Annotated in this window: 20 protein-coding genes, 1 tRNA gene, 1 pseudogene and 1 riboswitch; all 22 genes and pseudogenes read left to right on the top strand. The window is 42.3% G+C overall.

What is annotated here, in order from left to right; translation table 11 throughout:
• Positions 1-128 precede the first annotated feature (128 nt).
• The 22 genes and pseudogenes from NCY57_RS13955 (at position 129) to htpG (ending at position 26,759) form a co-directional block, all read left to right on the top strand.
• Positions 129-437 carry a response regulator gene (locus NCY57_RS13955; protein WP_278635611.1) on the top strand — a complete coding sequence of 103 codons (309 nt, stop codon included), beginning with the start codon at positions 129-131 and terminating at the stop codon, positions 435-437.
• 30 nt (positions 438-467) lie between these two features.
• Positions 468-827 carry an Hpt domain-containing protein gene (locus NCY57_RS13950; RefSeq protein WP_173740053.1) on the top strand — a complete coding sequence of 120 codons (360 nt, stop codon included), beginning with the start codon at positions 468-470 and terminating at the stop codon, positions 825-827.
• A gap of 78 nt (positions 828-905) precedes the next feature.
• On the top strand, positions 906-2,405 hold the full coding sequence (locus NCY57_RS13945; protein WP_173740054.1) for a response regulator: 1,500 nt from the start codon (positions 906-908) through the stop codon (positions 2,403-2,405).
• Positions 2,406-2,408: 3 nt separating this feature from the next.
• Positions 2,409-2,606, top strand: a pseudogene (locus NCY57_RS17090) (response regulator); the annotation flags it as partial.
• 46 nt (positions 2,607-2,652) lie between these two features.
• Positions 2,653-5,508: a transporter substrate-binding domain-containing protein gene (locus NCY57_RS13935; RefSeq protein ID WP_173740055.1), complete on the top strand. Its 2,856-nt coding sequence runs from the start codon at positions 2,653-2,655 to the stop codon at positions 5,506-5,508.
• Positions 5,509-5,686: 178 nt separating this feature from the next.
• On the top strand, positions 5,687-8,518 hold the full coding sequence (locus tag NCY57_RS13930; RefSeq protein ID WP_173740056.1) for a response regulator: 2,832 nt from the start codon (positions 5,687-5,689) through the stop codon (positions 8,516-8,518).
• A gap of 164 nt (positions 8,519-8,682) precedes the next feature.
• A riboswitch (cyclic di-GMP riboswitch) is annotated at positions 8,683-8,758 on the top strand.
• A 299-nt stretch (positions 8,759-9,057) separates the two neighbouring features.
• Positions 9,058-10,107, top strand: a complete 1,050-nt coding sequence (locus NCY57_RS13925) for a GGDEF domain-containing protein (protein WP_173740057.1) — start codon at positions 9,058-9,060, stop codon at positions 10,105-10,107.
• A 1,263-nt stretch (positions 10,108-11,370) separates the two neighbouring features.
• Entirely contained in the window at positions 11,371-12,636 is a 1,266-nt protein-coding gene (locus tag NCY57_RS13920; protein WP_114001462.1) for a sn-glycerol-1-phosphate dehydrogenase, read from the top strand.
• Positions 12,637-12,706: 70 nt separating this feature from the next.
• Entirely contained in the window at positions 12,707-13,198 is a 492-nt protein-coding gene (ispF, locus tag NCY57_RS13915; RefSeq protein ID WP_044961210.1) for a 2-C-methyl-D-erythritol 2,4-cyclodiphosphate synthase, read from the top strand.
• Position 13,199: 1 nt separating this feature from the next.
• Positions 13,200-14,609 (top strand): cysteine--tRNA ligase, encoded by a 1,410-nt coding sequence (cysS, locus tag NCY57_RS13910; RefSeq protein ID WP_021650981.1) that lies wholly within the window; start codon positions 13,200-13,202, stop codon positions 14,607-14,609.
• Positions 14,594-15,019, top strand: coding sequence for a Mini-ribonuclease 3 (locus NCY57_RS13905; protein ID WP_022426226.1), 426 nt, complete (start codon positions 14,594-14,596; stop codon positions 15,017-15,019). The genes cysS and NCY57_RS13905 overlap by 16 nt, the downstream gene beginning before the upstream one ends.
• Positions 15,020-15,029: 10 nt before the next feature.
• Positions 15,030-15,755: a 23S rRNA (guanosine(2251)-2'-O)-methyltransferase RlmB gene (gene rlmB / locus NCY57_RS13900; protein ID WP_227573913.1), complete on the top strand. Its 726-nt coding sequence runs from the start codon at positions 15,030-15,032 to the stop codon at positions 15,753-15,755.
• 36 nt (positions 15,756-15,791) lie between these two features.
• Positions 15,792-16,376 (top strand): RNA polymerase sporulation sigma factor SigH, encoded by a 585-nt coding sequence (gene sigH / locus NCY57_RS13895; protein WP_022426224.1) that lies wholly within the window; start codon positions 15,792-15,794, stop codon positions 16,374-16,376.
• A gap of 84 nt (positions 16,377-16,460) precedes the next feature.
• Positions 16,461-16,814, top strand: coding sequence for a hypothetical protein (locus NCY57_RS13890; protein ID WP_015525846.1), 354 nt, complete (start codon positions 16,461-16,463; stop codon positions 16,812-16,814).
• Between the two features lie 164 nt (positions 16,815-16,978).
• Positions 16,979-17,051: transfer RNA gene (locus NCY57_RS13885), tRNA-Thr, on the top strand.
• A 114-nt stretch (positions 17,052-17,165) separates the two neighbouring features.
• Positions 17,166-18,833 (top strand): glutamine--tRNA ligase/YqeY domain fusion protein, encoded by a 1,668-nt coding sequence (locus NCY57_RS13880; protein WP_015525883.1) that lies wholly within the window; start codon positions 17,166-17,168, stop codon positions 18,831-18,833.
• Between the two features lie 189 nt (positions 18,834-19,022).
• Positions 19,023-19,628 carry a Maf family protein gene (locus tag NCY57_RS13875; protein WP_022426223.1) on the top strand — a complete coding sequence of 202 codons (606 nt, stop codon included), beginning with the start codon at positions 19,023-19,025 and terminating at the stop codon, positions 19,626-19,628.
• Between the two features lie 8 nt (positions 19,629-19,636).
• Complete coding sequence (locus tag NCY57_RS13870) at positions 19,637-20,302, top strand: HAD family hydrolase (RefSeq protein WP_022426222.1); 666 nt, start codon at positions 19,637-19,639, stop codon at positions 20,300-20,302.
• The gene (locus NCY57_RS13865; protein ID WP_022426221.1) at positions 20,295-21,098 is read left to right on the top strand and encodes a Cof-type HAD-IIB family hydrolase; all 804 of its coding nucleotides are present in this window, start codon (positions 20,295-20,297) and stop codon (positions 21,096-21,098) included. The genes NCY57_RS13870 and NCY57_RS13865 overlap by 8 nt, the downstream gene beginning before the upstream one ends.
• A 1-nt stretch (position 21,099) precedes the next feature.
• On the top strand, positions 21,100-21,357 hold the full coding sequence (locus NCY57_RS13860; RefSeq protein ID WP_015525887.1) for a hypothetical protein: 258 nt from the start codon (positions 21,100-21,102) through the stop codon (positions 21,355-21,357).
• A gap of 119 nt (positions 21,358-21,476) precedes the next feature.
• The gene (locus NCY57_RS13855; protein ID WP_250789768.1) at positions 21,477-24,464 is read left to right on the top strand and encodes an LPXTG cell wall anchor domain-containing protein; all 2,988 of its coding nucleotides are present in this window, start codon (positions 21,477-21,479) and stop codon (positions 24,462-24,464) included.
• 240 nt (positions 24,465-24,704) lie between these two features.
• The gene (htpG, locus tag NCY57_RS13850; RefSeq protein WP_022426219.1) at positions 24,705-26,759 is read left to right on the top strand and encodes a molecular chaperone HtpG; all 2,055 of its coding nucleotides are present in this window, start codon (positions 24,705-24,707) and stop codon (positions 26,757-26,759) included.
• Positions 26,760-26,859 lie beyond the last annotated feature (100 nt).

Here is a 26,859-nt window from a genome sequence, read left to right as displayed (position 1 = left end):
AAAACTGTACCGTAGGGCATACGGGAACAGTATAAATATAGCTTGTGGACACTGTGTAAGACATTGCAGTACCGTAAGGTGTTTGCCAATGCAGTAGTGGGAGAAGCAAGAATCCCCCTGCTTTAGCCGTGGGGAGTGTCAAGATGTTATTCGGCTATGAGCAAGTAGCGAAGCGGATTGCGAATATCCGTCTTATGGATATTATGATGCCGGTCATGAATGGTTATGAAGCTACAAAGATGATCCGGTCTCTGGACAGAGAGGATGCAAAAGAAATACCGATCATTGCAATGACAGCAAATGCGTTCACGGAGGACAGAATAAGAGCAAAAGAAGCAGGGATGGATGAACATATTGCTAAGCCTGTTGATGTGGAGTTACTGATAAAAGTAATTCATAAATTGGTGGAATATAATGGATATGGCAGTGACAAATAAGCAGTGAAATATAGATAGGAGGACAAAATCATGACAATACAGGAATGCTATGAAGCGATCGGAGGAAATTATGAAGAGGTTTTAGGACGCCTTCAAAGCGAAGCACTGATTCGGAGATTTACATTAAAGTTCCTTGAAGACCAGAGTTATCTACAGTTAAAACAGGCATTGGAAAATAAAAATTACGAAGATGCTTTCCGCAGTGCACACACACTGAAAGGGGTTTGTCAGAATCTTTCTTTTGACCGTCTGTATGAGGTTAGTAATGAGTTAACAGAACTTTTGAGAGATAGAACCGGAGCGCAGCCTGGGATATCGGAGGCAATGGAAAAAGTAACAGAAGTATATGAGAGGATGATTGAAGAAATAAAGAAGGGACTGTCGAATTAAGTGATGCGACACGACGTTCGATCTTTGACCAGGTGCTTGGAACATCATAAACCCATTGGATAAAGGAAATAAAAAAATATGGATAAAAGACAAAAGATCCTGATTGTAGACGATTCAGAATTTAACAGGGATATGTTGAAGGAGATCCTCGGAGAAACTTATAATTACCTGGAAGCGGAAAATGGAAATCAGGCAATTCAGATGATAGGAGAAAATATAGGAATTGATCTGATGCTTTTAGATATCAATATGCCACAGATGAATGGTTTTGAAGTCTTGGAAATAATGAAAAGAAGCCAGTGTATTGCTGAAACTCCTGTAATTATGATATCTTCGGAAGATGCCGTTGATACTATGCGTAAGGCATATGAGCTGGGAATCACGGATTATATCACACGACCGTTTGATTCTGTGATTGTAAAGAAAAGAGTTCAGAATACCCTGGGACTCTATATGAAGCAAAAGCATCTGATTAATGTGGTTTATGATCAGGTTTACGAAAAAGAAGAAAATAATAATATTATGATCCGGATCCTGAGTAATGTACTGGGATCACGTAACAGTGAGAGTAGAGAACATATCCTGCATATTAAAACAGCAACAGAACTGATGCTGAGACAACTGGTAAAAATAACAGATGCTTATCCTATGACAGAGGCAGATATTTCTTTGATCACAACAGCATCTTCTCTTCATGATATCGGTAAGATCCGTATTCCGGAAGAAATCCTGAACAAACCTGGCAGACTTACCGATGAAGAATTCAGAATTATGAAAACTCATAGTGAACTTGGTGCAGATATGATCCAGGATATGCATTTCCCAAAAGACAATTCATTGGTACGTGCTTCATGGGAAATCTGCAGATGGCATCATGAAAGATGGGATGGAAAAGGTTATCCGGATGGACTGAAAGGAGAAGAAATACCAATCTCCGCACAGGTGGTGTCGATCGTTGATGTTTATGACGCACTTACAAGTGAAAGATGTTATAAGAAAGCATTTGATCATGACACAGCGATCCAGATGATCCTGGATGGGCAATGCGGACAATTTAACCCCATCCTCCTTAAGTGCCTGAAAGAGCTGCGTCTTCAGCTTTCGAAAATGCTTGATAAAGAGAAGGATGACAATAGCTATTACCATGAAGTGCAGAGACTTTCAAATGAAATACTCAGCGACAGATCTTTACCGAACCCAAATTATTCACAGAGTATTCTCAGGGTCATGAAGGAAAAGGTTGATTTCTTCAAAGCGAACAGCGGCATGGGTTCAATTGATTACAATACAAGTTCCGGTCAGCTGACTATATTAAACGGAAAACAGCAGATATTATATCAGAGAAATAATCCGGATTTTGATCTGTTCAAAGAATTCGGAGTAAATGAAGAAGATGTTCATCATATTCAGGGTTTATTACATCAGACATCTGTACAAAATAAAGAAATCTCTGTGCAGATAAAAGCAAGGGTGGAAAATGACCGCCAGATGTATAAACTGAAATTGCATACATTGTGGTCGCCTTTAAAGAAGGATGGATACATTGGGATCGATGGATATTTTGATATTGTAAAATAGAAAAATGCAAAGGAAGCTCAGAAGGAGGATCCTAATGAAAAAGAAAATCCGGCACTGGCTGGAATTACTATTCTTGCTATGACTGCCAATGCCTTTGATGAGGATAGAAAGAAAGCACTGAAATGTGGTATGGATGGGTTCTTGTCCAAACCAATTGTCATAGAGGAATTGATCAGCATCCTGCAGAAGAACCTGGATTAGGTGTCCGGAGTATTAGAAAAACCGCACAAATAAAGGAAATAAAAATATGGATAAAAGTAGGAAAAAATCAACCGTACTATGTGCAGGTATATTTGTGTTTCTGGGAATATGGATGGTATTGACAGTACCTTGCCGGGCTGCTGAGACGAACAACGATGAAAAGCAGTCACAGATCATCCGTGTCGGCTCATTTGAGGATACTTTTAATTATGTCGATAAAAACGGTGTAAGACGAGGATATGGATACGAACTCATGCAGGCTTTGGCAGGTTATACCGGATGGAAATTTGAGTATGTGAAATGTGACTGGTCTGACTGTTTTGATAAGCTTGAAAATGGTGAGATCGATATCATGGGTGATATCTCTTACACCGATGAACGTGCACAAAAGATGCTTTTCCCGGATGAACCGATGGGGGAGGAAAAATATATCCTTTATGCTGATTTATCGGATACGGATATTGGAATGTCTGATTTCAAGTCTCTGGATGGGAAACGTGTAGGTGTGCTCATGGATACAGAACCTGAGATCATGCTGACAGAATGGGAAAATAAGAATGGCATACATACAGAACATGTAAATGTGAATAATGATGATGATGTCAAAAAGAAATTAGCAAATCATGAGATCGACTGTTTTGTATCTCTGGAGGAATCGATCTGGTCTGAACAGGGAATATCATCCGTTACCACGATTGGCAAATCAGGCATATATTTTGCAATAAATAAAGAACGCAGCGATATCAAGACGGAGCTGGACTATGCTATGCGTCAACTGGAACAGGATAGTCCCTTTTTTAAGGCAGATCTGTATAAGAAGTATTTTACACTTGATTATATTCAGGTTCTTACAGGTAAAGAAAAGGTCTGGGTGGAAGAACATGGAGGTATCCAGATAGGATTTTTGAACAATGATCCGGCAATCTTTTCCATGGATGAAGAGACTGGAAAACTTACCGGTATGCTGGCGGAATATATCTCCTATGCCAAAGATTGTCTGGGAAATCAGACACTGGAATTTAATATACATGCATATGATGATTATGATGAAATGATTCAGGCGCTGCAGAATCGTGAGATTGACATGATTTTTTATGCCGGCAGGAATCCATATTTTGCAGAACAAAACGGATATGCACTTACAAACACAGCCTGGACTTACAGTTTGATGGCGGTAACTGATGAGGAAAAATTTGATGAGAATAAGGTGCATACTGTAGCTGTGCCAAAGGAAAAATATGCCTTAAAACAGCATATTGCATTCAGTTATCCTGAATGGAAGCTTGTAGATTGTGATTCGCTTGACAATGCAGCAGATATGGTCATCCAAGAAAAAGCAGACTGTTTCCTCATGGGAGCAAGCCAGGCGCTGATATATGATAACAGTCAAAATTTCAAGAGTGTTCCACTTACAAAAACAATGGAAGCATGCTTTACTGTAAGAGAGGGAGAGGGAAGCCTTTTATCAATACTGAATAAAACTATAAAGGCCATGCCGTCTGACATGCTTACAAGTGCACTTGCTATCTATGACAGTACTGCAGATAAAGTAACATTTTCTGATTTCATAAAAGACAATCTGCTTGTTTTTTTGGCTACGGTAGGATTTTTGGCACTCAGCATCATTGGTATTATCCTCGTACTTTTGTGGAAGGCAAGGAAAGCAGAAGCTGTCGCAAAGCTTGCGGCAAAGGATACAAAAAAACTCAATGATAAACTGGAAATCGCTTTGAAAAAAGCAGAGGATGCTAGTCTGGCAAAGACTCGTTTTCTTAACAATATGTCACATGACATCCGTACTCCTATGAATGCAATTCTGGGTTATGCACAGCTTATGGAGGAAGAACTAAAAGAAAAGGATCTGCCTGAAACTTCAGATCATCTGGAAAAATTGCAGCAGTCTGGAAATCTTCTTCTGTCAATCATAAATAATGTACTTGATATGGCTCGGATTGAGAGCGGAAAGATGGAAATTGATGAGAACTATGGCCGGATTGAAGATATCCGGCAGACTTTATTTGAAATATTTGGTGATGAAGCAAAGAAAAAGAATATTGCACTTCATTACACAATAAATGTAGAGCATGAACATATACTGACAGATACTACCAAGGTAAAAGAAATATTTGTCAATATCCTGAGCAATGCCATAAAATATACCCCATCCGGTGGTTCTGTTATGATAAACATAGACGAATTAGTATGTGATGAGCCCGGGTACATGATGGTAAGGACCAGGGTGAGCGATACCGGAATCGGTATGAGCCAGGATTATCTGACAAAGATTTTCGATGCATTCACGCGTGAGCGAAACACTACAAAGAGCAAAATCACAGGAAGCGGATTGGGAATGTCAATCGTAAAGAGATATGTTGATCTGCTCGGCGGAACAATAGATGTAGAGAGTGAGCCTGGAAAGGGCAGCACCTTTACTGTAACATTAAAACACAGGATAGCGGATGAAAGCTATTATGTAAAAAAACACGATGAAGGCGCTGGAACAGCCAGTAAAATCCTTGAAGGCAGGAATATCCTTTTGGCAGAGGACAATGATCTGAATGCAGAGATTGCAGAAGCAATACTTGAGCGTGCCGGCCTTAAAACAGAACGTGTGGAGGATGGCATTCAGTGTGTAAATAAGATAACAAAAATGCCGGTGGGAACATATGATATGATCCTCATGGATATCCAGATGCCCCGAATGGACGGTTATAAAGCAACACAGGCAATCAGGCACTTGCCGGATAAGGATAAGGCATGCATACCGATCGTTGCAATGACGGCAAATGCATTTGAAGAAGATAAGCGGGATGCTGTTGCAGCCGGAATGAATGGTCATATTGCAAAGCCGATCCAGATTGATAAACTGCTGTCGATGTTAGCGGAAGTTTTAAGGCAGTAAGAAAACTAATAATTTCGTGTTATACTGAATGGAGTGGTCATTCTTTCTGTATTGAAAAAACAGGAAAACTTACAGACTGGGAAGGACAACAGCATGAACGCAAACAGACTGCGTTTATGAGCAAGTAGCGAAAGCGGATTGCGAATGTCCGCTTTACTGGATGATAAAGAGGAAATGAATGAACAGAAAGATAGAAAAACAGATAAGAAAAAAGAGTAAGAATAATAGAGTATGTTTGAGCATTTTTGCATTTGTCATGCTGCTTTTTGTACCGTTTTTTGTTTATGCGTCGGAAACAAAAAGTGATGGGAATACAACTCAGGTAATAGAGGAAGAAAATAAAACCGTGAGAGTTGGCTATTTCCCATATGCCAATTTTCAGGAAGACGGCTATGGGGAACACAAGCAGGGAGCAGGCTATGAGTATCTCCAGAAGATTTCGTATATAACCGGCTGGAAGTATGAATATGTCTATGGCTCATTTAAAGAGTGTCTGGATATGTTGGCAGATGGAGAAATAGATATACTTGGAAATGTCAGTTACACACCGGAAAGAGCAGAATCTATAGATTACTCAACCTATGTCGCAGGAACAGAAAGATATTGGATCTATACCCGGGAAGATCATACAGATCTTACGGATGGTGATCCAAAGCAGATGAATGGCTGTCGTATTGGTGTAGCAGATGGAAGCTATCAGAAAGAACTTCTGGAAAAATGGCTGGACAGCAATCAGATCCAGGCAGAGGTGGTTGTTTGTAAAGGCTATGATGAAATGATAGAAAAACTGGATGCAGATGAACTGGATGCACTTGTGATCCCAGTGCTGTCTGTCAACAGCGATTTTATTGCCATTGCCAATATCGGTGCAAGTGACTGTTATTTCGGTGTATCAAAATCCAGACCAGATCTGTTAAAGGAATTAAATTCTGCCATGGAAGAAATCAACAATACAGAAACGGACTACAGTAGCAAGCTGTATGCCCGTTATGAAGGAAAAGCGGTCATAAACTATGCACTCAACAAGGAAGAAAAACAATGGCTGGATGCACATGAAAATACGATCCGCGTGGGATATCTAAAGGATAATCTTCCTTTTTGTGGTGAAGAAAATGGGAAACTCACAGTAATTCTTGGAACTGTTCTGGATACTGTTCAGGAAAAATATAAAATTACGATCAAGGCAGTTCCATGTTCCACGGGAGTAGAGATGAATGAGGCATTGCAATCTGGCAAAATAGATATTGCCGGTCCTATCATTCAGGATTTTTATACACAGGAACAGTTTCAAGTGGTTTTGACGGATGCAATCTTTGATATTACGCCGGTTGTTATTTACAAGGGAAAAGAATATAGCAGCAGTCTCTCTACGGTCGCAGTGACAGAGACCTCACTGTATTCTGGATTGATGGTGTCCCTTCTTTTTCCAGATGCAGAAATCAAACAATATGATACACAGGAAGAATGCCTGGAGGCTGTAGCAAATGGAAAAGTGGGAGCAACTGTCGTTCCATCCTCAAAGATCAATATTCTTAATGAAAGTCCACTGACCCAAAGTCTGTCATTTGCAGAGATGGCAAAACGGCAGGAATTAGGAATGTTCACGACGAGAGAAAACAGAAGAGCAGCTACCATTATCAATAAAGCAATTGAGCAGTCATCCAATGTTTTAAATGGTGTTGTCCTTGCACAGAATTCTGTTTCAGAAAAGGAAATGACCTTGAAGGATATCCTTGCTGAGCATGCAGGCTTAGTTATCGGAGTTTCGTTTGTGATTATTTTTGTACTGCTTCTTCTGGTTTATTCTCTTTCCGTGAGTAGAAAAAAACAGATGGAAGCCCTGAAAGAAGCACAGAATGCAAATGCGGCGAATATTGCAAAAACGACATTCCTGAACCATATGTCTCATGATCTCAGGACACCAATGAATGCAATTGTTGGATTTACAGATATTGCCATGAAGAGGAAACCGGACAAAGAGGTGGAGAATTGTCTGAAAAAGATCAGGCAGAGTTCAGAATATCTGATGACACTGATCAACGATGTGTTGGATATCAGCCGCATTGAAAGTGGTAAACTGGAATATAAACCGGTACCGACAGATCTCAGGGATATGATAAATACTGTTTTGTCGATCGCAAAGGGATATATGGAAAATCGTGACCTTAATTTGTATGTTTCAAGAGAAAAACTAAAAACTCCTTATGTGATGGCAGATGAACTCAGAATCAGGGAAGTATTGCTCAACATTATCAGTAATGCAGTCAAATTTACAAAAGACGGAGGCACCATTTCATTCGCTGCAGAAAACGCTCCGGGTAATGATGAGAATCATATAATTGTACGCTATCGTATATCAGATACCGGAATTGGTATGAGTGAGGAGTTTCAGACCAGAATATTTGATGAGTTCAGTCAGGAAAATGGTGGGGCAAGAACCAGCTATAAGGGAGCCGGACTGGGAATGGCCATTGCCAAACAGTATGTAGATCTTATGGGTGGAAAAATTGAGGTCAGCAGCAGAAAGGGTATTGGCTCAACATTTACGGTAGAAATTCCCCTGCTTATAGCAGAACAGATACTGTCTGAAAAGGAAGAAAAGTTAAGGAAAGATATGGATTTACATGGTCTGCATGTCCTTTTGGCAGAGGACAATGATTTAAATGCAGAGATAGCAGCAGCTTTGCTGGAAGAACAAGGGATGATCGTAACTAGGACTGCCGATGGAAAATCTGCCTTGGCACAGTTTTGCAATACAGCTCCGGGGACCTTTGATCTGATTTTGATGGATATCATGATGCCGGAAATGAATGGCTATGAAACGACAAAAGCTATCAGAAATCTGTCGGAGCGTCCAGACGGAAAGGAGATCCCTATTATTGCAATGACAGCAAATGCATTTGCAGAGGATGTACAGGCTGCTTTGCATGCCGGAATGGATGACCATGTGGCGAAGCCGGTTGATATGAGGATTTTAATATCTGTCATCACAAAATATATAGAACGGTAATGTCAATGCTGCGTGGACTTCGGAAGTGGGAGAACAGTTCGATATATATATCGGCTGTTCTTTTTTTTATTTTTGGACGTTAAAACGGTAATGTTTTTCTTGTATATAGTAGAGCACTATAGTATAATAAAACCAGTTTTTTTGTATACGTGTAAAAGCTATAATAAGGAAATCGGCAAACCAGATGAAAGTCTGGGACGCAAAGCTACAGGGCCTGTAAAATGGCAGCCAGTTGCATAAAATGAGGTGCACTGTCTGGCTGACAGTGCTTTTTTTGAGGAATGATTTATCAACAGGAGATGATCTTCCCGATATTTGTACATAGACAGTTTATGATCCAAACATCAATGACATGAGTGGATTGATAAGCTGCTGTTGATGTTAGCGGAAGTTATAAAGCAGCAAGAAAACTGCTGCAACTGTCATTCCATCTTCAAAGATTAATATTCTTAATGAAAGTTCACTGACCAAAAGTCTGTCATTTGATTTCCTGTAGGAAAGTAAATGAATATTATTTAAGGTTTGGGATAAATTGTGAAATGCAGACAAACAAGAAAAGTAAAAATATAATAGGTATTATACAGAGTTTCCTTATATTGATATTAGTAGTTCTTATTATTTTTATGATGATTCAGATTAGTAGGCTGCAGGGGACAGCACGCGTAATAAATTATGCAGGTCTGGTACGTGGAGCTACACAGCGTGAAGTAAAATTAGAAATTACAGGAAACCAAAATGAAGAATTAATTAAATATTTGGATGATATTCTTCTTGGATTGAGATATCAGGATGGACATTATGATCTGGTAAAACTCAATGACGAAGAATACCAGGAAAAATTGCAAATCCAGAGTGATTACTGGGATAAATTGAAAACAGAAATTGAAGCAGCAAGAAACAAGGGATACGAAAATACAGACATTGTTAATATGAGTGAAATATATTTTTCGATGGCAGATGAAACTGTCTCTGCCGCAGAAAGCTATTCAGAAAAGATCGCTGTAAAGATTCGTACTATAGAGCTTTTGTCGGCACTTGATATGTTGAGTCTGGTGATATTGGTTATTATGCAGACTCTAAGGGCAATGCAGATGGCAATGCAAAACAGACTGCTGGAACAGAAAGCATTCATAGATGCCCATACTGGGCTGCCAAATAAAAATGCCTGTAATGATCTTCTTAATAAAAAAGATATAATTACAGATCCTACAGCTTGCATAATGTTTGATTTAAATAATTTAAAAACTGTAAATGATACAATGGGACATTCCGCAGGAGATCAGTTAATAATAAATTTCGCAAAGCTTTTGCGCAGTGTTATTCCAGAAAAGGATTTTGTGGGAAGATATGGCGGAGATGAGTTTATAGCAGTCATTTATCATACAAGCGAGGCGAAAATTAAGGAAATATTAAAATCCTTGAACAGAGAAAAAGACAGATTAAATAGTTATGAAAATCAAATACCAATCGACTTTGCATGCGGATGGGCATTATCCTCCGATGATATGTCGTGTACAATGCAGATGTTATTGGATGCTGCAGATGCTTATATGTATAAAAATAAACAGATATGCAAGAAATATAATTAGCTTTCAGCTCAGAGTAGATAAAAGATAATAGACGCGATCAGACGAAATATTGTTTTGCGTAGAAACACTGGAAATCCTTGAAAACAAAGGATTCTTGGTATAAGATGAAACAAGTCAAAGCACGTCATTGCGTAATAAAAAAGAAAGCAATGTATTTATACTGTGAAGTCTGGAAAGTGTTGATTTTAAAGCATTTCTGGATGTGTGGGATGCTTTGAAAATATGATTTTGTGACAATTTTGTGACAAACGGCGGAAAAATCACGGATTTACAAAGACGAAGCATATTGATTTCATGATCGGCATATGCTATAATGCCAGTAGGCAAAAAGATATGACGATGTTCCATGTGAACAAAGAACGAACCCCCGTATGTACCACCAATACATGCGAGGGTTCTTCTCTTTTTATTTCAGTGGTTGAGCATCCACTAGGCTATTCGTTGTCCTTGTTATGACTGCCTAACCATTTGCAAATGAGATGGCAAGTCACACCTGCCGCAACAGCCACCAAAAAAGATATGACTATTTCCATGTGTTCACCTCCCCCCGTTGCCGGGTCTCGGTTGGACAACGCAGTCAGTATAACACAACTTAGAACAGAATGGAACATATAAAAATACCCGGTGCAAATTAATGTACCGGGTGGTTTCTTTGGCCTTTTTGTCAATTCTTGATGTTTTTGTTTTAACCATTCTTCATACTGCTTTTGAGTTTGAATAGAAGAGTTATAGTCATTAGGGCAAGGAGAAACTTTCTTTCCCTTAATCAAATCTCTGTAATAGTAGGATTCTGTAACAAAATCATTGTAATCTTCGCCACGATTGCGGAGCATATCAACAATAGCTTTGTGTTCGATCTGGATAGGATTCTTTTTGCGTTTCCGATCGTTATATTGCTTTTGAGCTTTTTTGTCAGCAGAACATTTAGGGCAAAAATTTACACGTTTACAGAATGAAATGAAAAAGCTTGAAAATGTAATGTAATAATCAGAGCCATTCCCTTTATTGGGCGTGGCTTTTTATTATGACAAATTTTGTGAGAAACAAAAGAAAATAGACGCAACCAGACGAAACATTGTTTGGCGTAGAAACACCGGAAATCCTTGAAAATAAAGGATTTTTGCTATATGATGAAACAAGTTGAACTCTATCATTGCGTAATAAAAAAAAATCCTGTATAATACCAAACTGTAATATTGTATCATTCAGCGGACAGAGAAATACGCTGTGAATCATTAAAAGAAGTCAGGAGGACATAAGTACATGCGAGTCGATGCGGACGATTTTGCCCGACCTTGCAGCTGCGGGAGGGAGCACCACATAGACGTTAGAGAAATTGTAATTGAATCAGGAGCTATCGGGAAACTGGAAAAGGAAATGTCAGACGGTGATCTGAAAGAATGTATTTCCCCGCTTCTGATCTGTGACACGAACAGTTACAAAGCTACAGAGGAACTGATGGAGGATATCTACGACCGGTGTCAGGTACTGATCCTGGATGCTGAAGGTCTTGAGGCAGATGAGCGTGCCGTGGAGATCGTGGAGAATTATATGGAAGAGGACATCGATCTTGTTCTTGCAGTTGGAGCGGGGACGATCCATGATCTCAGCCGTTTTGTCGCCCATCAGTACCGGATCCCTTTTGTCTCTGTGCCCACCGCAGCCAGTTCAGACGGATTTACTTCCACAGTAGCAGACATGACCTGGAATGGTGTAAAAAAAGTATTTCAGGCATCTGCGCCACTTTTTGTTTTTGCGGATACGGATATTTTTGCTAAGGCGCCTGCAAGGCTTACAGCAGCCGGGGTGTCGGATATTCTGGGAAAATACATTGCGCTGGCAGACTGGAAGATAGCAAGTATTCTTATGGATGAATACTATTGTACAGCGGTGGCAGACCTGGAAACAAAAGCGATCCGGACTGTTAAGGATAATCTGAAAGAAATTGCAGCAGGAGAGAAAGATGCATGTGAGAAGCTGATGTATGCGCTGATCCTTTCCGGACTGGCCATGCAGATGACAGGAAACTCCAGACCGGCATCCGGGGCGGAGCACCATATGGTCCACCTCTGGGATATGGAAGTGGTCAATGGTCACCTGGATGCTCTTCACGGGGAGAAGGTTTCTGCAGCAACCATGCTGGTCCTTCTGGAATATAAAAAGCTTGCAGATGCTATCCGAAGAGGAGCCTGCAGAGTGCATGCCTTTACAGACGGAGACACAGAACTCCTGCAGGAGACCTTCGGCAGAAAAGGGATTCTTGGAGCACTTGAAAAAGAAAACACCCCGGAACTTCTGGACGATGTAAGCACAGAAACACTTTCCGGTGCACTTCCGGAAATCCTTAAGATCATAGATCTTCTTCCTGCAGTTACAGATATGCAGGAGATGATGAGTATCGTCGGCTGCGTGAGCAGAGTCCGGGATATCGGACTGCCGGGAAAAGCGATCGAGGAGAGTCTCAGACTTGCACCGTATACAAGAAGAAGGCTGAGCCTTCTGAGACTTCGGAAGATGCTCACATACTGAGCAGGAACAGCTCATAAAAGGTTCTTTTGACTTGACATAAATTTCAGGAAAGGCAGTGATGAACGGTTTGATGAGAGTAGGAATGGGATATGATGTACATAAACTGACAGAGGGCAGGAAACTGATCCTTGGTGGTGTTGATATTCCCTGGGAAAAAGGTCTTTTGGGCCATTCGGATGCGGATGTTCTGATCCATGCGATCATGGATGCACTTCTGGGAGCTGCGGCTCTTGGAGATATCGGAAAGCATTTTCCGGATACAGACCCTGCATATAAGGGAATCTCCAGTGTGAAACTTCTGGTGCATGTTGCCGGATTACTGAAGGAGAATGACTATGCGATCGGAAATATCGATGCCACCATCATCGCTCAGAAACCGAAGATGGCACCACATATTCCGACGATGAGAGAAAATATCGCAGAAGCACTTGGGATTAAAATATCACAGCTGAATATCAAGGCGACAACAGAGGAAGGCCTTGGATTTACAGGACAGGGAGAGGGAATCTCCTCACAGGCGATCTGCTCCCTGTACAGAATCGGGAAATTGGAGGAAGAGTAACATGAAGATTTTTAACACACTGACACGCAGAAAAGAGGAATTTGTACCTCTGGAAGAAGGAAAAGTAAAAATGTATGTCTGCGGACCTACGGTATACAATCTGATCCATATCGGAAATGCCCGCCCTATGATCATTTTTGATACGGTGCGCAGATATATGGAATATAAAGGATATGAAGTAAATTATGTATCCAACTTTACCGATGTAGATGATAAGATCATCAAGAAGGCCATTGAAGAGGGCGTTTCCGCAGAGGAAATCTCTACCCGTTATATCAAAGAGTGCAAGAAGGATATGGCAGATATGAATGTAAAACCTGCTACAACTGCACCCCAGGCTACACAGGAGATCCAGGGCATGATCGACATGATCCAGACTCTTATTGATAAAGGATATGCATATCCGGCAGCTGACGGGACCGTTTATTTCCGTGTAAAGAAATTCAAAGAGTATGGCAAGCTTTCTCATAAGAATCTGGATGATCTCCAGTCAGGATTCCGTTCTCTTAAGGTATCCGGTGAGGATCAGAAGGAAGATCCGTTAGACTTCGTGCTTTGGAAACCAAAGAAAGAGGGCGAGCCGTCCTGGCCGTCACCGTGGTGCGACGGACGTCCTGGCTGGCATATTGAGTGTTCTGTTATGTCCAAGAAATATCTCGGAGAAGAGATTGATATCCATGCAGGCGGTGAGGATCTGATCTTCCCGCATCATGAGAATGAGATCGCACAGAGTGAGTGCTGCAATGGTAAGATTTTTGCAAGATACTGGATGCATAATGGTTTCCTGAACATCGACAACCGCAAGATGTCCAAATCTCTCGGAAATTTCCGTACCGTTCGTCAGATCGGTGAACAGTATGATCTTCAGGTTCTCCGTTTCTTTATGCTGAACGCACATTACAGAAGTCCGCTGAACTTCAGCGCAGATCTGATGGAGGCAGCAAAGAACTCTCTGGAGCGTATCCTTGAGGCGGCAGGCAAGCTCAGCGACCGTAAAGACAATGGGGCGGCAGAGAATATTACAGAGGAAGAGCTTGCGCTTCTCAAAGAAGCAGAAGGTTTTGTTACTAAATTTGAAGCTGCCATGGATGATGATTTTAATACTGCAGATGCACTTGCGGCAATTTTTGAGCTTGTAAAATTTGCCAACACAAACGTAGACGAGAACAGCTCAAGGGAGTTTGCCGGTGGTCTTTATGAGGAACTTTTTAAGCTCAGTGATGTGCTGGGACTGAAAATCGAGAAAAAAGAAGAGATTCTTGACAAAGAAATCGAGGATCTGATCCAGGAGCGCCAGGCTGCAAGAAAGGCAAAGGATTTCAAGAGAGCAGATGAGATCCGAGATGAGCTCCTGAAAAAAGGTATCATCCTTAAAGATACAAGAGAAGGTGTGAAATGGCAGAGAGCTTAAAGAAACTGAAAGAGCTGTTTGATCTGAAAGACGCAGACCTTCGGACCTATTCGCCGCTGACGCTGGCCTATATCGGGGATGGCGTTTATGAGCTGGTGATCCGTACTATTCTTGTGAAAAAAGCGAATTGTCCGGTAAATCGTCTCCACAAAAAAGCCAGCAGCCTTGTAAAAGCATCTGCGCAGTCGGGTATGATGGAAATCCTCGAACCACTTTTGACAGAAGAAGAAAAAAGTGTATATCGAAGAGGAAGGAATGCGCATTCCGCTACCATGGCCAAACATGCCACCATGGCGGATTACCGGCGTGCCACAGGGTTTGAGGCGCTGATGGGATATCTTTACCTGAAAGAGGATTTTTCAAGGATACTGGAGCTGGTCCATGCAGGACTTGAGAAGGAGGAAGTTTAAATTGACTGAAATGATAGAAGGAAGAAATGCGGTCCTTGAGGCATTTCGTTCCGGTAAATGTGTTGATAAACTGTTTATTCTGGATGGCTGTCAGGACGGACCGGTCCGCACCATCGCAAGAGAAGCCAGAAAACATGATACCATTGTAAAATTTGTTCCAAAGGAACGATTGGATTCCATGAGCGAGACAGGTGCACATCAGGGTGTGATCGCACAGGTTGCGGCTTATGATTATTCTACAGTGGAAGATATCCTGAAAAAAGCAGAAGATAAGGGAGAGCCTCCGTTTATCATTCTTCTTGATAATATTGAGGATCCTCATAATCTGGGAGCTATCATCCGTACCGCAAATCTCGCAGGTGCTCATGGTGTGATCATTCCCAAACACAGAGCAGTAGGACTGACTGCTACGGTTGCCAAGACCTCGGCAGGCGCACTGAATTATACACCGGTTGCCAAGGTTGCTAATCTGGGACAGACTATTGATGAACTGAAAGAAAAAGGCATCTGGTTCGTATGTGCAGATATGGACGGAGAGGTGATGTACCGTCAGAATCTGACAGGACCTATTGGCCTTGTGATCGGAAATGAGGGAAATGGTGTAAGCCGCCTTGTAAAAGAGAAATGTGATTTTACTACCGCGATCCCGATGAAAGGGGATATCGATTCCCTTAACGCTTCTGTAGCAGCAGGGGTGCTTGCTTTTGAAATCGTGAGACAGAGACTGTCAAAATAAATACATCAAATACAGCCATAGCTGTTCGGAGAAAAAATGTGCCGATATAATGAGATGACGGATGAAGCTCTTATCGAAAGACTTCGTGCAGGGGAATCTGCAATTGCAGATTATCTGATGGAAAAGTATAAAGGTCTGGTCAGAAAAAAAGCCCGTGCCATGTTTCTGATAGGTGGGGACACAGATGATCTGATACAGGAGGGGATGATCGGACTGTTTAAGGCAGTCCGTGATTACCAGCCAGACAGGGAGTCGTCTTTTCAGTCTTTTGCAAATATATGTATTGACAGACAGATATATACTGCAATTAAAAGTTCAAACCGCCAGAAACATCAGCCACTGAACACTTATGTGTCTTTAAGCGACGGAGAGGCGGAGGAAAACTTCAGAGATTCCTGTGTGGAGCATGATAATCCGGAATCGATCCTGATCGACCGGGAAAATGTGGCGGCTCTCGAAAATGAAATGAAAAAGAGCCTGAGCCCTCTGGAAAACAGGGTACTGCAGTTGTATCTGGATGGAAATGGATATATGGATATTGCCCGGATCCTTGGAAAAACACCGAAATCCATTGATAATGCACTGCAGAGGATCCGTGGGAAAATTAAAAGCTATTTTTGAGAAGAGTAAATACCTCTTTCCTTTTGAATATAAAAGTATTAAAATAATATTCATAAGGAGCAGAATAAGAAAGGAGACCAAATTATGGCAAAGATCAATAAATATTGGGGACTTGTTGCAGTAGGAGCGCTTACCGCTGCCGCAGCAGGAGCTATCGCAGCACTTGTATCCAGACGATCCGTATGCGAAGAAGACTTTGAGGATGATTTCGAAGATCTTGATGATTTCAAGGATGACGAGAAGAAGGAAGAAAAAGAAGAGAAAGAAGTCTTCCAGGACTGGGACAAGACTGCATCTGAGACTGTAGAAGTTTCCAAAGAGGCAGAGGATGCTAAAGAGGCACCAACAGAAGCAGAGGAGGAAACACCTGCAGATGATGAATCGGAGGCCGAAGCGGAAGAAGAGACAGAAGCAGAAGAGACAAAGACAGAAGAGTAAAAAGAGAATCCTGCGTGCTGTGTCTGTGAGCGACAGCACACAGGATTTTTTGTGCTATAATCATGAAAATATGAATTTTTAAAAAAATAAAAATAATGTATTGACAATATGACAATCATCTGATAATATAAACAACTGTGAGCGGCACAAACGTCGCGAAACAAGCTGCTGTGGCTCAGTCGGTAGAGCGTCGCCTTGGTAAGGCGGAGGTCACGGGTTCGATTCCCGTCAGCAGCTTTTTTTGTGTCTAAAAACAGACAATTTTTTGTTTAGATACAGGTTTTGCGGGTTTCAAAAACTCCGGATTTATGATAAGATAAAACATCAGGATGATATTTAGGAGGGAAAGCAATGGAGAACGAAACAGTTTCCAAAAACTTTATTGAAAATATTATAGACAAAGATCTTGAAGAAGGCGTTTATGACACCGTGCATACACGTTTCCCACCGGAACCTAACGGCTATCTTCATATCGGACATGCGAAATCCATTCTTTTAAATTATGGACTGGCTCAGAAATACAACGGAAAATTCAACCTCCGTTTTGATGATACCAACCCTACAAAGGAGAAATCCGAATTTGTAGAGTCCATCAAGGCTGACGTGAAATGGCTTGGTGCAGACTGGGAAGACAGACTTTTCTTTGCATCTGATTATTTTGATCAGATGTATGAGGCAGCAGTGAAACTTATTAAGAAAGGCAAGGCCTTTGTCTGCGACCTGACTGCAGACCAGATCCGTGAGTACCGAGGAACTCTTACAGAGCCAGGTAAAGAGAGCCCGTACAGAAACCGTACTGTAGAAGAGAATCTTCAGCTTTTTGAAGAGATGCGTGAGGGCAAATACGGAGATGGCGAGAAGGTTCTCCGTGCCAAGATCGATATGGCATCACCGAATATGAACATGCGTGACCCGGTCATTTACCGTGTAGCCCGCATGACACATCACAATACAGGAGATAAATGGTGCATCTATCCGATGTACGACTTCGCTCATCCGATCGAGGATGCCATTGAGGGTGTGACACATTCTATCTGTACTCTGGAGTTTGAGGACCACAGACCGCTTTATGACTGGGTGGTAAAGGAACTGGAATATCCGCACCCACCGAAGCAGATCGAGTTTGCAAAGCTGTACTTGACCAACGTTGTTACAGGTAAACGTTATATCAAGAAGCTTGTTGAGGACGGCATCGTAGATGGATGGGATGATCCGAGACTAGTATCCATCGCCGCACTTCGCCGCCGTGGATTTACACCGGAGTCTATCCGTAAATTTGTAGAACTCTGTGGTGTTTCAAAGGCGAACAGTTCTGTAGATTATGCAATGCTCGAGTACTGCATCCGTGAGGACCTGAAGCTGAAACGTCCGCGTATGATGGCGATTCTTGATCCGATCAAGCTCGTGATCGATAACTATCCGGAAGGACAGGTTGAGTATCTTGAAGCTCCGAATAATATGGAGAATGAGGAACTTGGAACCAGAAAGATCCCGTTCAGTGGAGAACTTTATATTGAACGTGATGATTTTATGGCAGAGCCTCCTAAGAAATACAAACGTCTCTATATTGGAAATGAAGTTCGTCTTATGAATGCATATTTTGTAACCTGCACAGGTTATGAGGCAGATGACGACGGAACGATCCGTGTAGTCCACTGTACCTATGACCCGGAGACCAAGGGCGGAAATGCACCGGACGGACGTAAGGTAAAAGGAACGATCCACTGGGTGGAAGCATCCAATGCAGGTAAAGTTGAGGTAAGACTTTACGAGAATATCGTAGATGAAGAAAAAGGTGTTTACAATAAAGAAGATGGTTCTCTTAATGTAAATCCGAATTCTCTTACAGTAACAAGTGCTTATGTAGAGCCGGAGCTTCTGAAAGCAAAAGGTTATGACAGCTATCAGTTTGTACGTAACGGTTTCTTCTGCGCAGATATCCATGACTCCAGGGAGGGAGCACCGGTATTTAACCGCATTGTATCTCTGAAGAGCTCTTTCAAATTACCGAAAGCATAAAAACTGTCAAAAAGAATACGAAACATATGACAGCAGTACACCGTGAACAGGTATCAGGGTGTACTGCTTGTTTTGTTTTATCGTCATCAGGAATAAATGGATAAGTACAAAATGCTCCTGCAACGATTTCGGTTGCGCCCATTTACAGAAACGGTTATACTGATAACACAGGAAAGAGAGGAATTACACATGAAGAAAATCGTGCTTGCTTCCGCATCTCCCAGGAGGCGGGAACTTTTAAGCCAGGTAGGAGTCGCCTTTGAAGTGAAGCCTGCCAGCGGGGAAGAACGGATCACCAGTGCAGAGCCTGCGAAAGTGGTGGAGGAACTTTCTCGTCAGAAAGCTATGTTTACGGCATACGCGCTGGAGGAAGAGGAGAACCGAGATCTGAGAGATGTGGTTGTGATCGGTGCAGATACCGTTGTATCTTATGAGGGTAAGATTTTAGGTAAACCGGCAGATGAGACAGCTGCAATAGAGATGCTCGCTATGCTACAGGGGAATACACATCAGGTATATACCGGTGTAACTTTGCTGATAAGAGAAAAAGGGAGATGGAAAGCTCATACCTTCCATGAGTGCACAGATGTGAGCTTTTATCCGGTGACAGAGGAAGAAATAAAGGAATATGTAAACAGCAAAGACCCAATGGACAAAGCCGGAAGCTATGGGATCCAGGGCGCCTGGGGAGCCTATGTGAAGGGAATCCGTGGTGATTATAACAACGTGGTGGGACTGCCTGTGGCAAGACTGATCTATGAGACAAAAAAACTGGGAATGAACCTGAGAGGATGAAAGACAAAATGATAAAAGCTTGTATATTTGATCTGGATGGAACAATTGCGGATACACTGGAATCTATGGCATATGTGGCGAATGAGATCATGGAAAAGTTTTCCCTGAAACCACAGCCGGCAGATAATTTTCGTTATTACAGCGGTGAAGGTGCAGATATGCTGATCAGAAGATGCCTGATCGATGCAGGAGATCCGGAGCTGGTACACTACGAAGAAGTCAGGGAACTTTATCGCAGGAAATTTGATGAAGATCCGCTGTATAAAGTTGTGCCATATAAAGATATGCCGGAAACCCTTCAGGAGCTGAAACATGCAGGCCTTAAGATGGCTGTATGCTCCAATAAGCCTCATGTTGCGGCGCAGAAAGTGGTAAAGGCGATCTATGGCGATCTGTTTGATGAGGTGATGGGACAGCAGGAAGGGATCCGCAGAAAGCCGGCGCCGGATGGTCCGCTGAAGATTGCAGAAGATTTCGGCGTAAAGCCGGAAGAATGTATGTATATCGGAGATACAAAGACAGATATGCAGACAGGAAGTGCTGCCGGAATGTATACCGTTGGTGCACTATGGGGATTCCGTGACAGAGAAGAGCTTGAAAATAACGGTGCAGATATTGTAGCAGCTGTACCTGGTGATCTGTTTACTATTTATGAGGAGAAGCAGCATGATTAAGATGGTTGCCAGTGATCTGGATGGAACGCTGCTTATCGGTGGAAGACAGACGCTGCCGGAAGAGATCTTTCCGTTGGTAAAGGAACTGAAAAACATGGGAATCCTCTTTGTGGCAGCCAGTGGCAGACAGTATGCCAATATGAGGAATCTTTTTGCGCCGGTAAAGGACGAGATGGCATTTATCAGTGAAAATGGCGGGCTTGCTGTCCAGAATGAGAAGCTTCTGTACTGCGACAGCTTTGACAAAGAACTGGTCAGAGAGATCATTCAGGCAATATGGGAAAAGCCCGGAGCGGAATTTTCCTGTTCTACAAAGGATTTTTATTATATCATGCCCAAGACAGAACATTATCGCCATCTGATGATCGAAGAAGTGAAAAATCAGTGTAAGATCATAAAGAGTTTTGATGAGATCACAGAGCCTTGTATGAAGGTTGCAGTTTATGAGAGAGAAGGAATGACGGAGGAATCCATCCGGTACTGGAGAGAACGGTTCAAAGACAGATGTACTGTTGTGACATCCGGATTTGCGTGGGTGGATTTTGTTCCATTTACCACGAACAAAGCAAAAGGGATCCGTAAATACCAGGAACTTTTGGGAATCGGACCGGATGAATGCATGGCGTTCGGGGATGAATACAATGATATTGAAATGATGAAATCTGTAAAATACAGCTTTGCCATGAAGCATGCGAAGCCAGGGGTAAAGGCGGCGGCTTTCTACGAGACAGAGAAGGTGGAACCAGTACTTCGCAGACTGATCGCGGCGGGCGGAGATATAAAGGAGGTACTTTAATATGTACAAGAAAGAATATGTCCAGACATTTCTGGAAAAACAGGGTCAGCTTTTTGATGAGCCGGTAGCAGAGGATTTTGAGGAGGCAGAGGAATTTCTAGAGGATTGCATGGCAGTTGTGCTGGATTCCCTGAAGGATGTTAAAAAATATCTGGATGGAATGGGCGCAGATGTGGAGGGGATTTCCCTGAAGGAGCTGGAAGAAGAAAGCGAAGTATTTAAACTCCCGGACGGAAAATATATGATCGTAGAAGGCTGACGGAAAGCAGGGATTACACCTCTGAAAATTAAATATGATAAACTTGCATCAGCAAAAGAAAGCCCTGCGTAGAAAGGGTAAATGTGGGGAAAATAAAATGATGTAAAGGAGGATGGGATATGAAAAAAAGCAGAGTGCTGGCAGTCGTCATGGCTGTGCTTATGATGGTAACGCTGCTTCCATCGATGGTATTTGCCACTGCAGCTCCATCTGGAAATCTTGATGGAAAGCTGAAGGTCAAAGGAACACTTGCGATCGGGTCTACCTTAAGTGCAGATTACTCAAAGGTCAAGCCGGAGGGGATCACAGATGATAATGTGAGTTTTTCCTGGTCATTAAAAGACGGAGACCTTCTTACAGAGGTAGGAACTGACAAGACTTATAAAATCGATGAAAAAGATCTGGGTCTTCCGATCGTTCTGAAGATCACCGGAAAAGAAGAGACGGGAGTCAGTGGTGAGCTTACGGTGACGACCCAGGAGGTTTCCGAAACAGAGGAGGAAGCCAAAGCACTGGCAGAAAAGAAAAAGGAAGAAGCCAAAGCAGCAGGAGAAGATCCGGATGCGGAGAAAAGTGAAGCTTCGGAGTCTTCAGAGAACACGCCGGATACAGAAGCTGGAACGTCAGAGGAGCCTGATAGTGCTCAGCCTGAGGAAACCATAGAGCCGGCAGAAGAAACGGAGTCTGCGGATGTGCAGGAGAATACAGATGTACAGGAACCTGCAGATACCCAGGAGCCTGCTGAAAACTCTGTTATAGAAGTAAACGGAGAACAGTCAGGGACTCAGAATGCCGATGAGGCAGATACATCCGGAGATAGTCAGACAGAGACACCGGATTCCGCAGATACAGCAGCAGACGCTTCCGAAAAAAATGAGGAACCGACATATTCGGCATCTGCATACACGGAAGATGGAAGTGGAATTCTGGATTTTGGTTCCGTGGAAGAGGGATATACGGAAATTCCGGAAGCACAGATGGTTACTATCACAAATAACGGAACCGGAGATCTTAATTTTAAAGAGATCGCCCCGGAGAATTTCATGGCTGCAGATATTAATGATGCGCCATTAAAGAGTGGTGAAAGTGTTACTGTGTGGGTAAAACCACGAGAAGGTCTGAAGGCTGGAGAATACAAAGATCTGATCACGTATCATACAGAAGAAGGTGCCGATGTCTTCTTTGAAGCGGACTTTACAGTAAAAGAACCGGAAAATAAAAAAGCCGAAGATAATGAAAATAATGAGCAGACAGATCCTGGGGAAACATCGGACCCTGCAACGGAAAAAATATATAAGCTAACTGCGGATCCGACAGAACTGCCTTTTGATGATCTGACTGCCGGTTATGAAAAGGTAGAAACAACAGGTACAGTCACGATCAAAAACGAAGGTACAGAAGCTGTGACGTTAGTACAGCCTGAGTCGGAGTTTTTTGATATTGCGCCGGTCAGTGAAGTGGAGAGTAGCGGAAATATCCAGTTGGCGCAGGGAGGAGAGCAGACCTTTACCGTACAGCCTAAGCTTGGACTCTCTGCAAAAGATGATCCATACGTGGAAGAGCTTGTATTTGCTTCTGATGAAAGCACGGAAGCATCTGCTACAGTGACGGCTTCGGTTATGGTAAAGACAGAAACACCAAAAACAGTTACTGCAACAGTGAAACCGGAAGGTCCTCTGAAGTTTGGAACACTGGAACAGGGCTATGAGACTGCGCCGGATGCACAGCCTGTAACCGTAGAGAATACAGGTACAGAGGCTATCCGGATCCAGCTTTCTGCTCCGGAGGATTATGAGGTGGGAGAGCCTTCTGCGGAAGTGCTCAATCCCGGAGATAAGGCGGCAACCTTTACCGTACAGCCCAAGACCGGTCTTCAGGTCGGAGATCACAGCGATACGATTTCTGTGACAGATCAGAATACCGGAAACACACTGGCTGAAGTCCGGCTGGAATTTACAGTTTCGGAGCCGGAACCGGAACCGGAACCCAATCCCGGTCTTTCGGTAACAGATAGTCTGGAGTTTGGAACCAAAGAGGAAGGCTATAAGGAACTTCCTGATGCGAAGAAAGTTACAGTTACCAACACCGGAAATACAAAGATCGTTCTGAAACAGCCTTCATCAAATGCATATACAATTGGTACACTTTCCGCCACAGAGCTGGAAGCAGGAGATAATGCAACCTTTAGCGTACAGCCGGTCAGCGGACTTTCACAGGGGGAATATCTGGAAGACATTGTGATCGCCAATGATGCAAATGTGGAAGCTTATGTAAATGTCCATTTCAGCGTTACAAAGAAAAAAACAGATAACGGTAAGAAGGCGAATAACCTTACAGGCATCAAAAAGCCATCCGATATCAAAGATCTACCCAATGGAACCCAGAAAACCCAGAAAGCCCTGAAGCTTCCGGGAACAGTAAAGATCACTACAACAAAGGGAGAGCAGAAGGCATCTGTTAAATGGGATGTTAAGGGATCTTCTTATGATCCGTCTTCTGCAGAACGTCAGATATTTAATGTAAAAGGTACCGTCATTCTTCCGGAGGGGGTTAAGAATCCCAACAAGATCAGTACAGTGATCGCAGTAAGTATTACAGTAAATGGATATCAGGGCACGGAAGCCGCTGCATCGGACAATAAGATCACAGGCATTGATTCCAATGGCAAGTATGATACCAATACAAAGATCACCTTTACAGCAGCTGGTGCAGGAATGGATAATACAAACCCGCGTAAGGGAGATACCAGATATCAGCCGAAGAGCTGGAAGATCACAGAGACCCGTACCTGGGATGGAGAGCCTTATACTGCAACATTCCGTGTCAGCAAGCCGGGAAAATATACTCTGAAAGTTACCTTTGGACAGCAGAAATACGACGGCTCCAGCTGGAAGGATACCGGTACACAGTCAGAAAGTACGGTTACTTTTACGGTATCACAGGCAGCAGTTCTTACTGCGACTCCGAGTCCGGCAGTGACACAGACAAATCAGAAATCTGCAGTGCAGACGGGAGACAGTACACCGATCATGACATTTGTGATCATTTTGATCGTGGCTGTGGTATGTATTGGAGGAATCCTTGTATATCGTAGAAAGAAAAAATAAGAACAGAATGTAGAAGATAGTTTTACAGCACCCTCCGTACAAAAAATGTACGGAGGGATTTTTTTGCACATAGAGATCCGTTTTATATGCTGTTACTAGCACTCTATAATGATGAGTGCTAAATTTTTCTTGACTTTTGTAAAAAGTCGTATTAGTATATATTTATTGAAAAAAACAACAGGTTTCCGGCTCTGTCGGAACATCAGAAATAAAAATAAAAACAAAAGGAGAGTGACATATATGTCAGCAAAACATGGAAGTTTATCAATCAACAGTGAAAATATTTTTCCGATTATCAAGAAATGGTTATATTCCGACCATGATATTTTTGTAAGAGAGATGATCTCCAACGGATGCGATGCGATCACCAAACTGAGAAAGCTGGAAGTTATGGGAGATTATACATTCCCGGAAGGTTACAAACCGGCTGTAAATGTTATCGTTGATCCGGATCAGAAAACTTTGAAGTTTATCGATAACGGTATTGGTATGACAGCAGATGAAGTAGAGGAATATATCACACAGATCGCTTTTTCCGGTGCCACAGAGTTTCTTGAGAAATATAAGGATAAAACAACGGATGATCAGATGATCGGTCATTTCGGACTTGGATTTTATTCTGCATTTATGGTTGCAGATGAAGTTCATATTGATACTCTCTCTTACAAGGAGGGTTCCACACCGGTACATTGGACCTGTGACGGTGGTACGGAGTATGAGATGGCAGACGGAAACAAAACAGAACCGGGAACAGAGATCACTCTTTTCCTCAATGAGGAAAGCCTGGAGTTTGCCAATGAATATCGTATGAGAGAGGTTATTGAGAAATACTGTTCTTTCATGCCGGTAAATATCTATCTTTCCAAAGCAAATGCTGAACAGGAGTATGAAACTATCGATGAGGCAGATCTCCGTGAAGATGATGTGGTAGTTGAACATATCCATGAGGATGCCAAGACAGAGGAAAAGGAGAATGATAAAGGCGAGAAAGAAGTTGTGGAAGTTTCTCCTGCCAAAGATAAAGTAAAGATCAATAAACGGCCGGTATCCTTAAGCGATACACAGCCGCTCTGGATGAAGCATCCAAATGAGTGCACGGATGAAGAGTATAAAGAATTTTACCGTAAGGTATTTATGGATTACAAGGAACCGCTGTTCTGGATCCATCTGAACATGGACTACCCGTTCAACCTGAAAGGTATCCTGTATTTCCCGAAGATCAGGACAGAGTATGATTCCATTGAGGGAACCATCAAGCTTTATAATAATCAGGTATTTATTGCAGATAACATCAAAGAGGTGATCCCGGAATTCCTTCTTCTTCTGAAAGGTGTGATCGACTGCCCGGATCTTCCACTGAATGTTTCCCGTTCTGCACTGCAGAATGATGGTTTTGTGAAAAAGATTTCTGAATACATCACCAAGAAAGTAGCAGATAAGCTCACCGGAATGTGCAAGACAGACAGAGAGTCTTATGAGAAGTACTGGGATGATATCAGCCCGTTTATCAAATTTGGATGCATCAAGGATGCGAAATTTGGTGAGAAGATGAACGATTATATCCTCTTTAAGAATTTGGACGGCAAATATCTTACCCTGAAAGACTGCATTGAGGAAAATAAAAAAGAAGAAACAAAAGCAGCTGAAGAGGAGAAGGCAGAGGAGAAAGTTTCTGAAGGATCCCAGAATGAGGAACCGGAAAAAACGGTGATCTATTATGTGACCGATGAGGTACAGCAGAGCCAGTACATTAATATGTTCCGTGAAGCGGGTAAAGATGCTGTACTGCTGAAGCATGTGATCGATTCACAGTTTATTTCCCATCTTGAACAGCAGGATCAGACGATCCAGTTCAAGAGAATTGATGCAGATCTGACAGAAGAGCTTCGTGAAGACGGAAAAGCGGATGAAGCAACAGTCAAGACACTTACTGAGGTGTTCCGTAAGAATCTTGGCAAGGATAAACTTGAAGTAAAAGTAGAGAAGCTGAAAAATGAGGGAACTGCAGCGATGATCACTCTTCCTGAGGAGAGCCGCCGTATGCAGGATATGATGAAAATGTACAATATGTACGGAATGGATTCGAATATGTTCGGTGGTCAGGAAGTACTTGTACTGAATGCAAATCATCCTCTTGTAAGATTTATAGCAGAAAATCAGGGATCAGAGTATGTTCCGGTGATCTGTGAACAGCTTTATGATCTTGCAATGATGAGCCATAAACAGCTTTCTCCTGAAGAAATGACAAAATTTGTAAAGAGAAGCAACGATATCCTTATGGTCCTTACAAAATAAAACGACATATAAAATGATCGAAAGGCTTTGCCCGTAATGGGGCGAAGCCTTTGCTTTTTTTATAACAATATGTGTATCTTTAACACAATTATAGGAAATT

The organism is Blautia sp. MB18-30, from assembly GCF_023669475.1.
GTDB classification, from domain to species: Bacteria; Bacillota; Clostridia; order Lachnospirales; family Lachnospiraceae; genus Blautia_A; species Blautia_A fusiformis.
The sequence above is the reverse complement of the archived record's forward strand: the minus strand, read 5'-3'. Positions and strand labels throughout refer to the sequence as shown.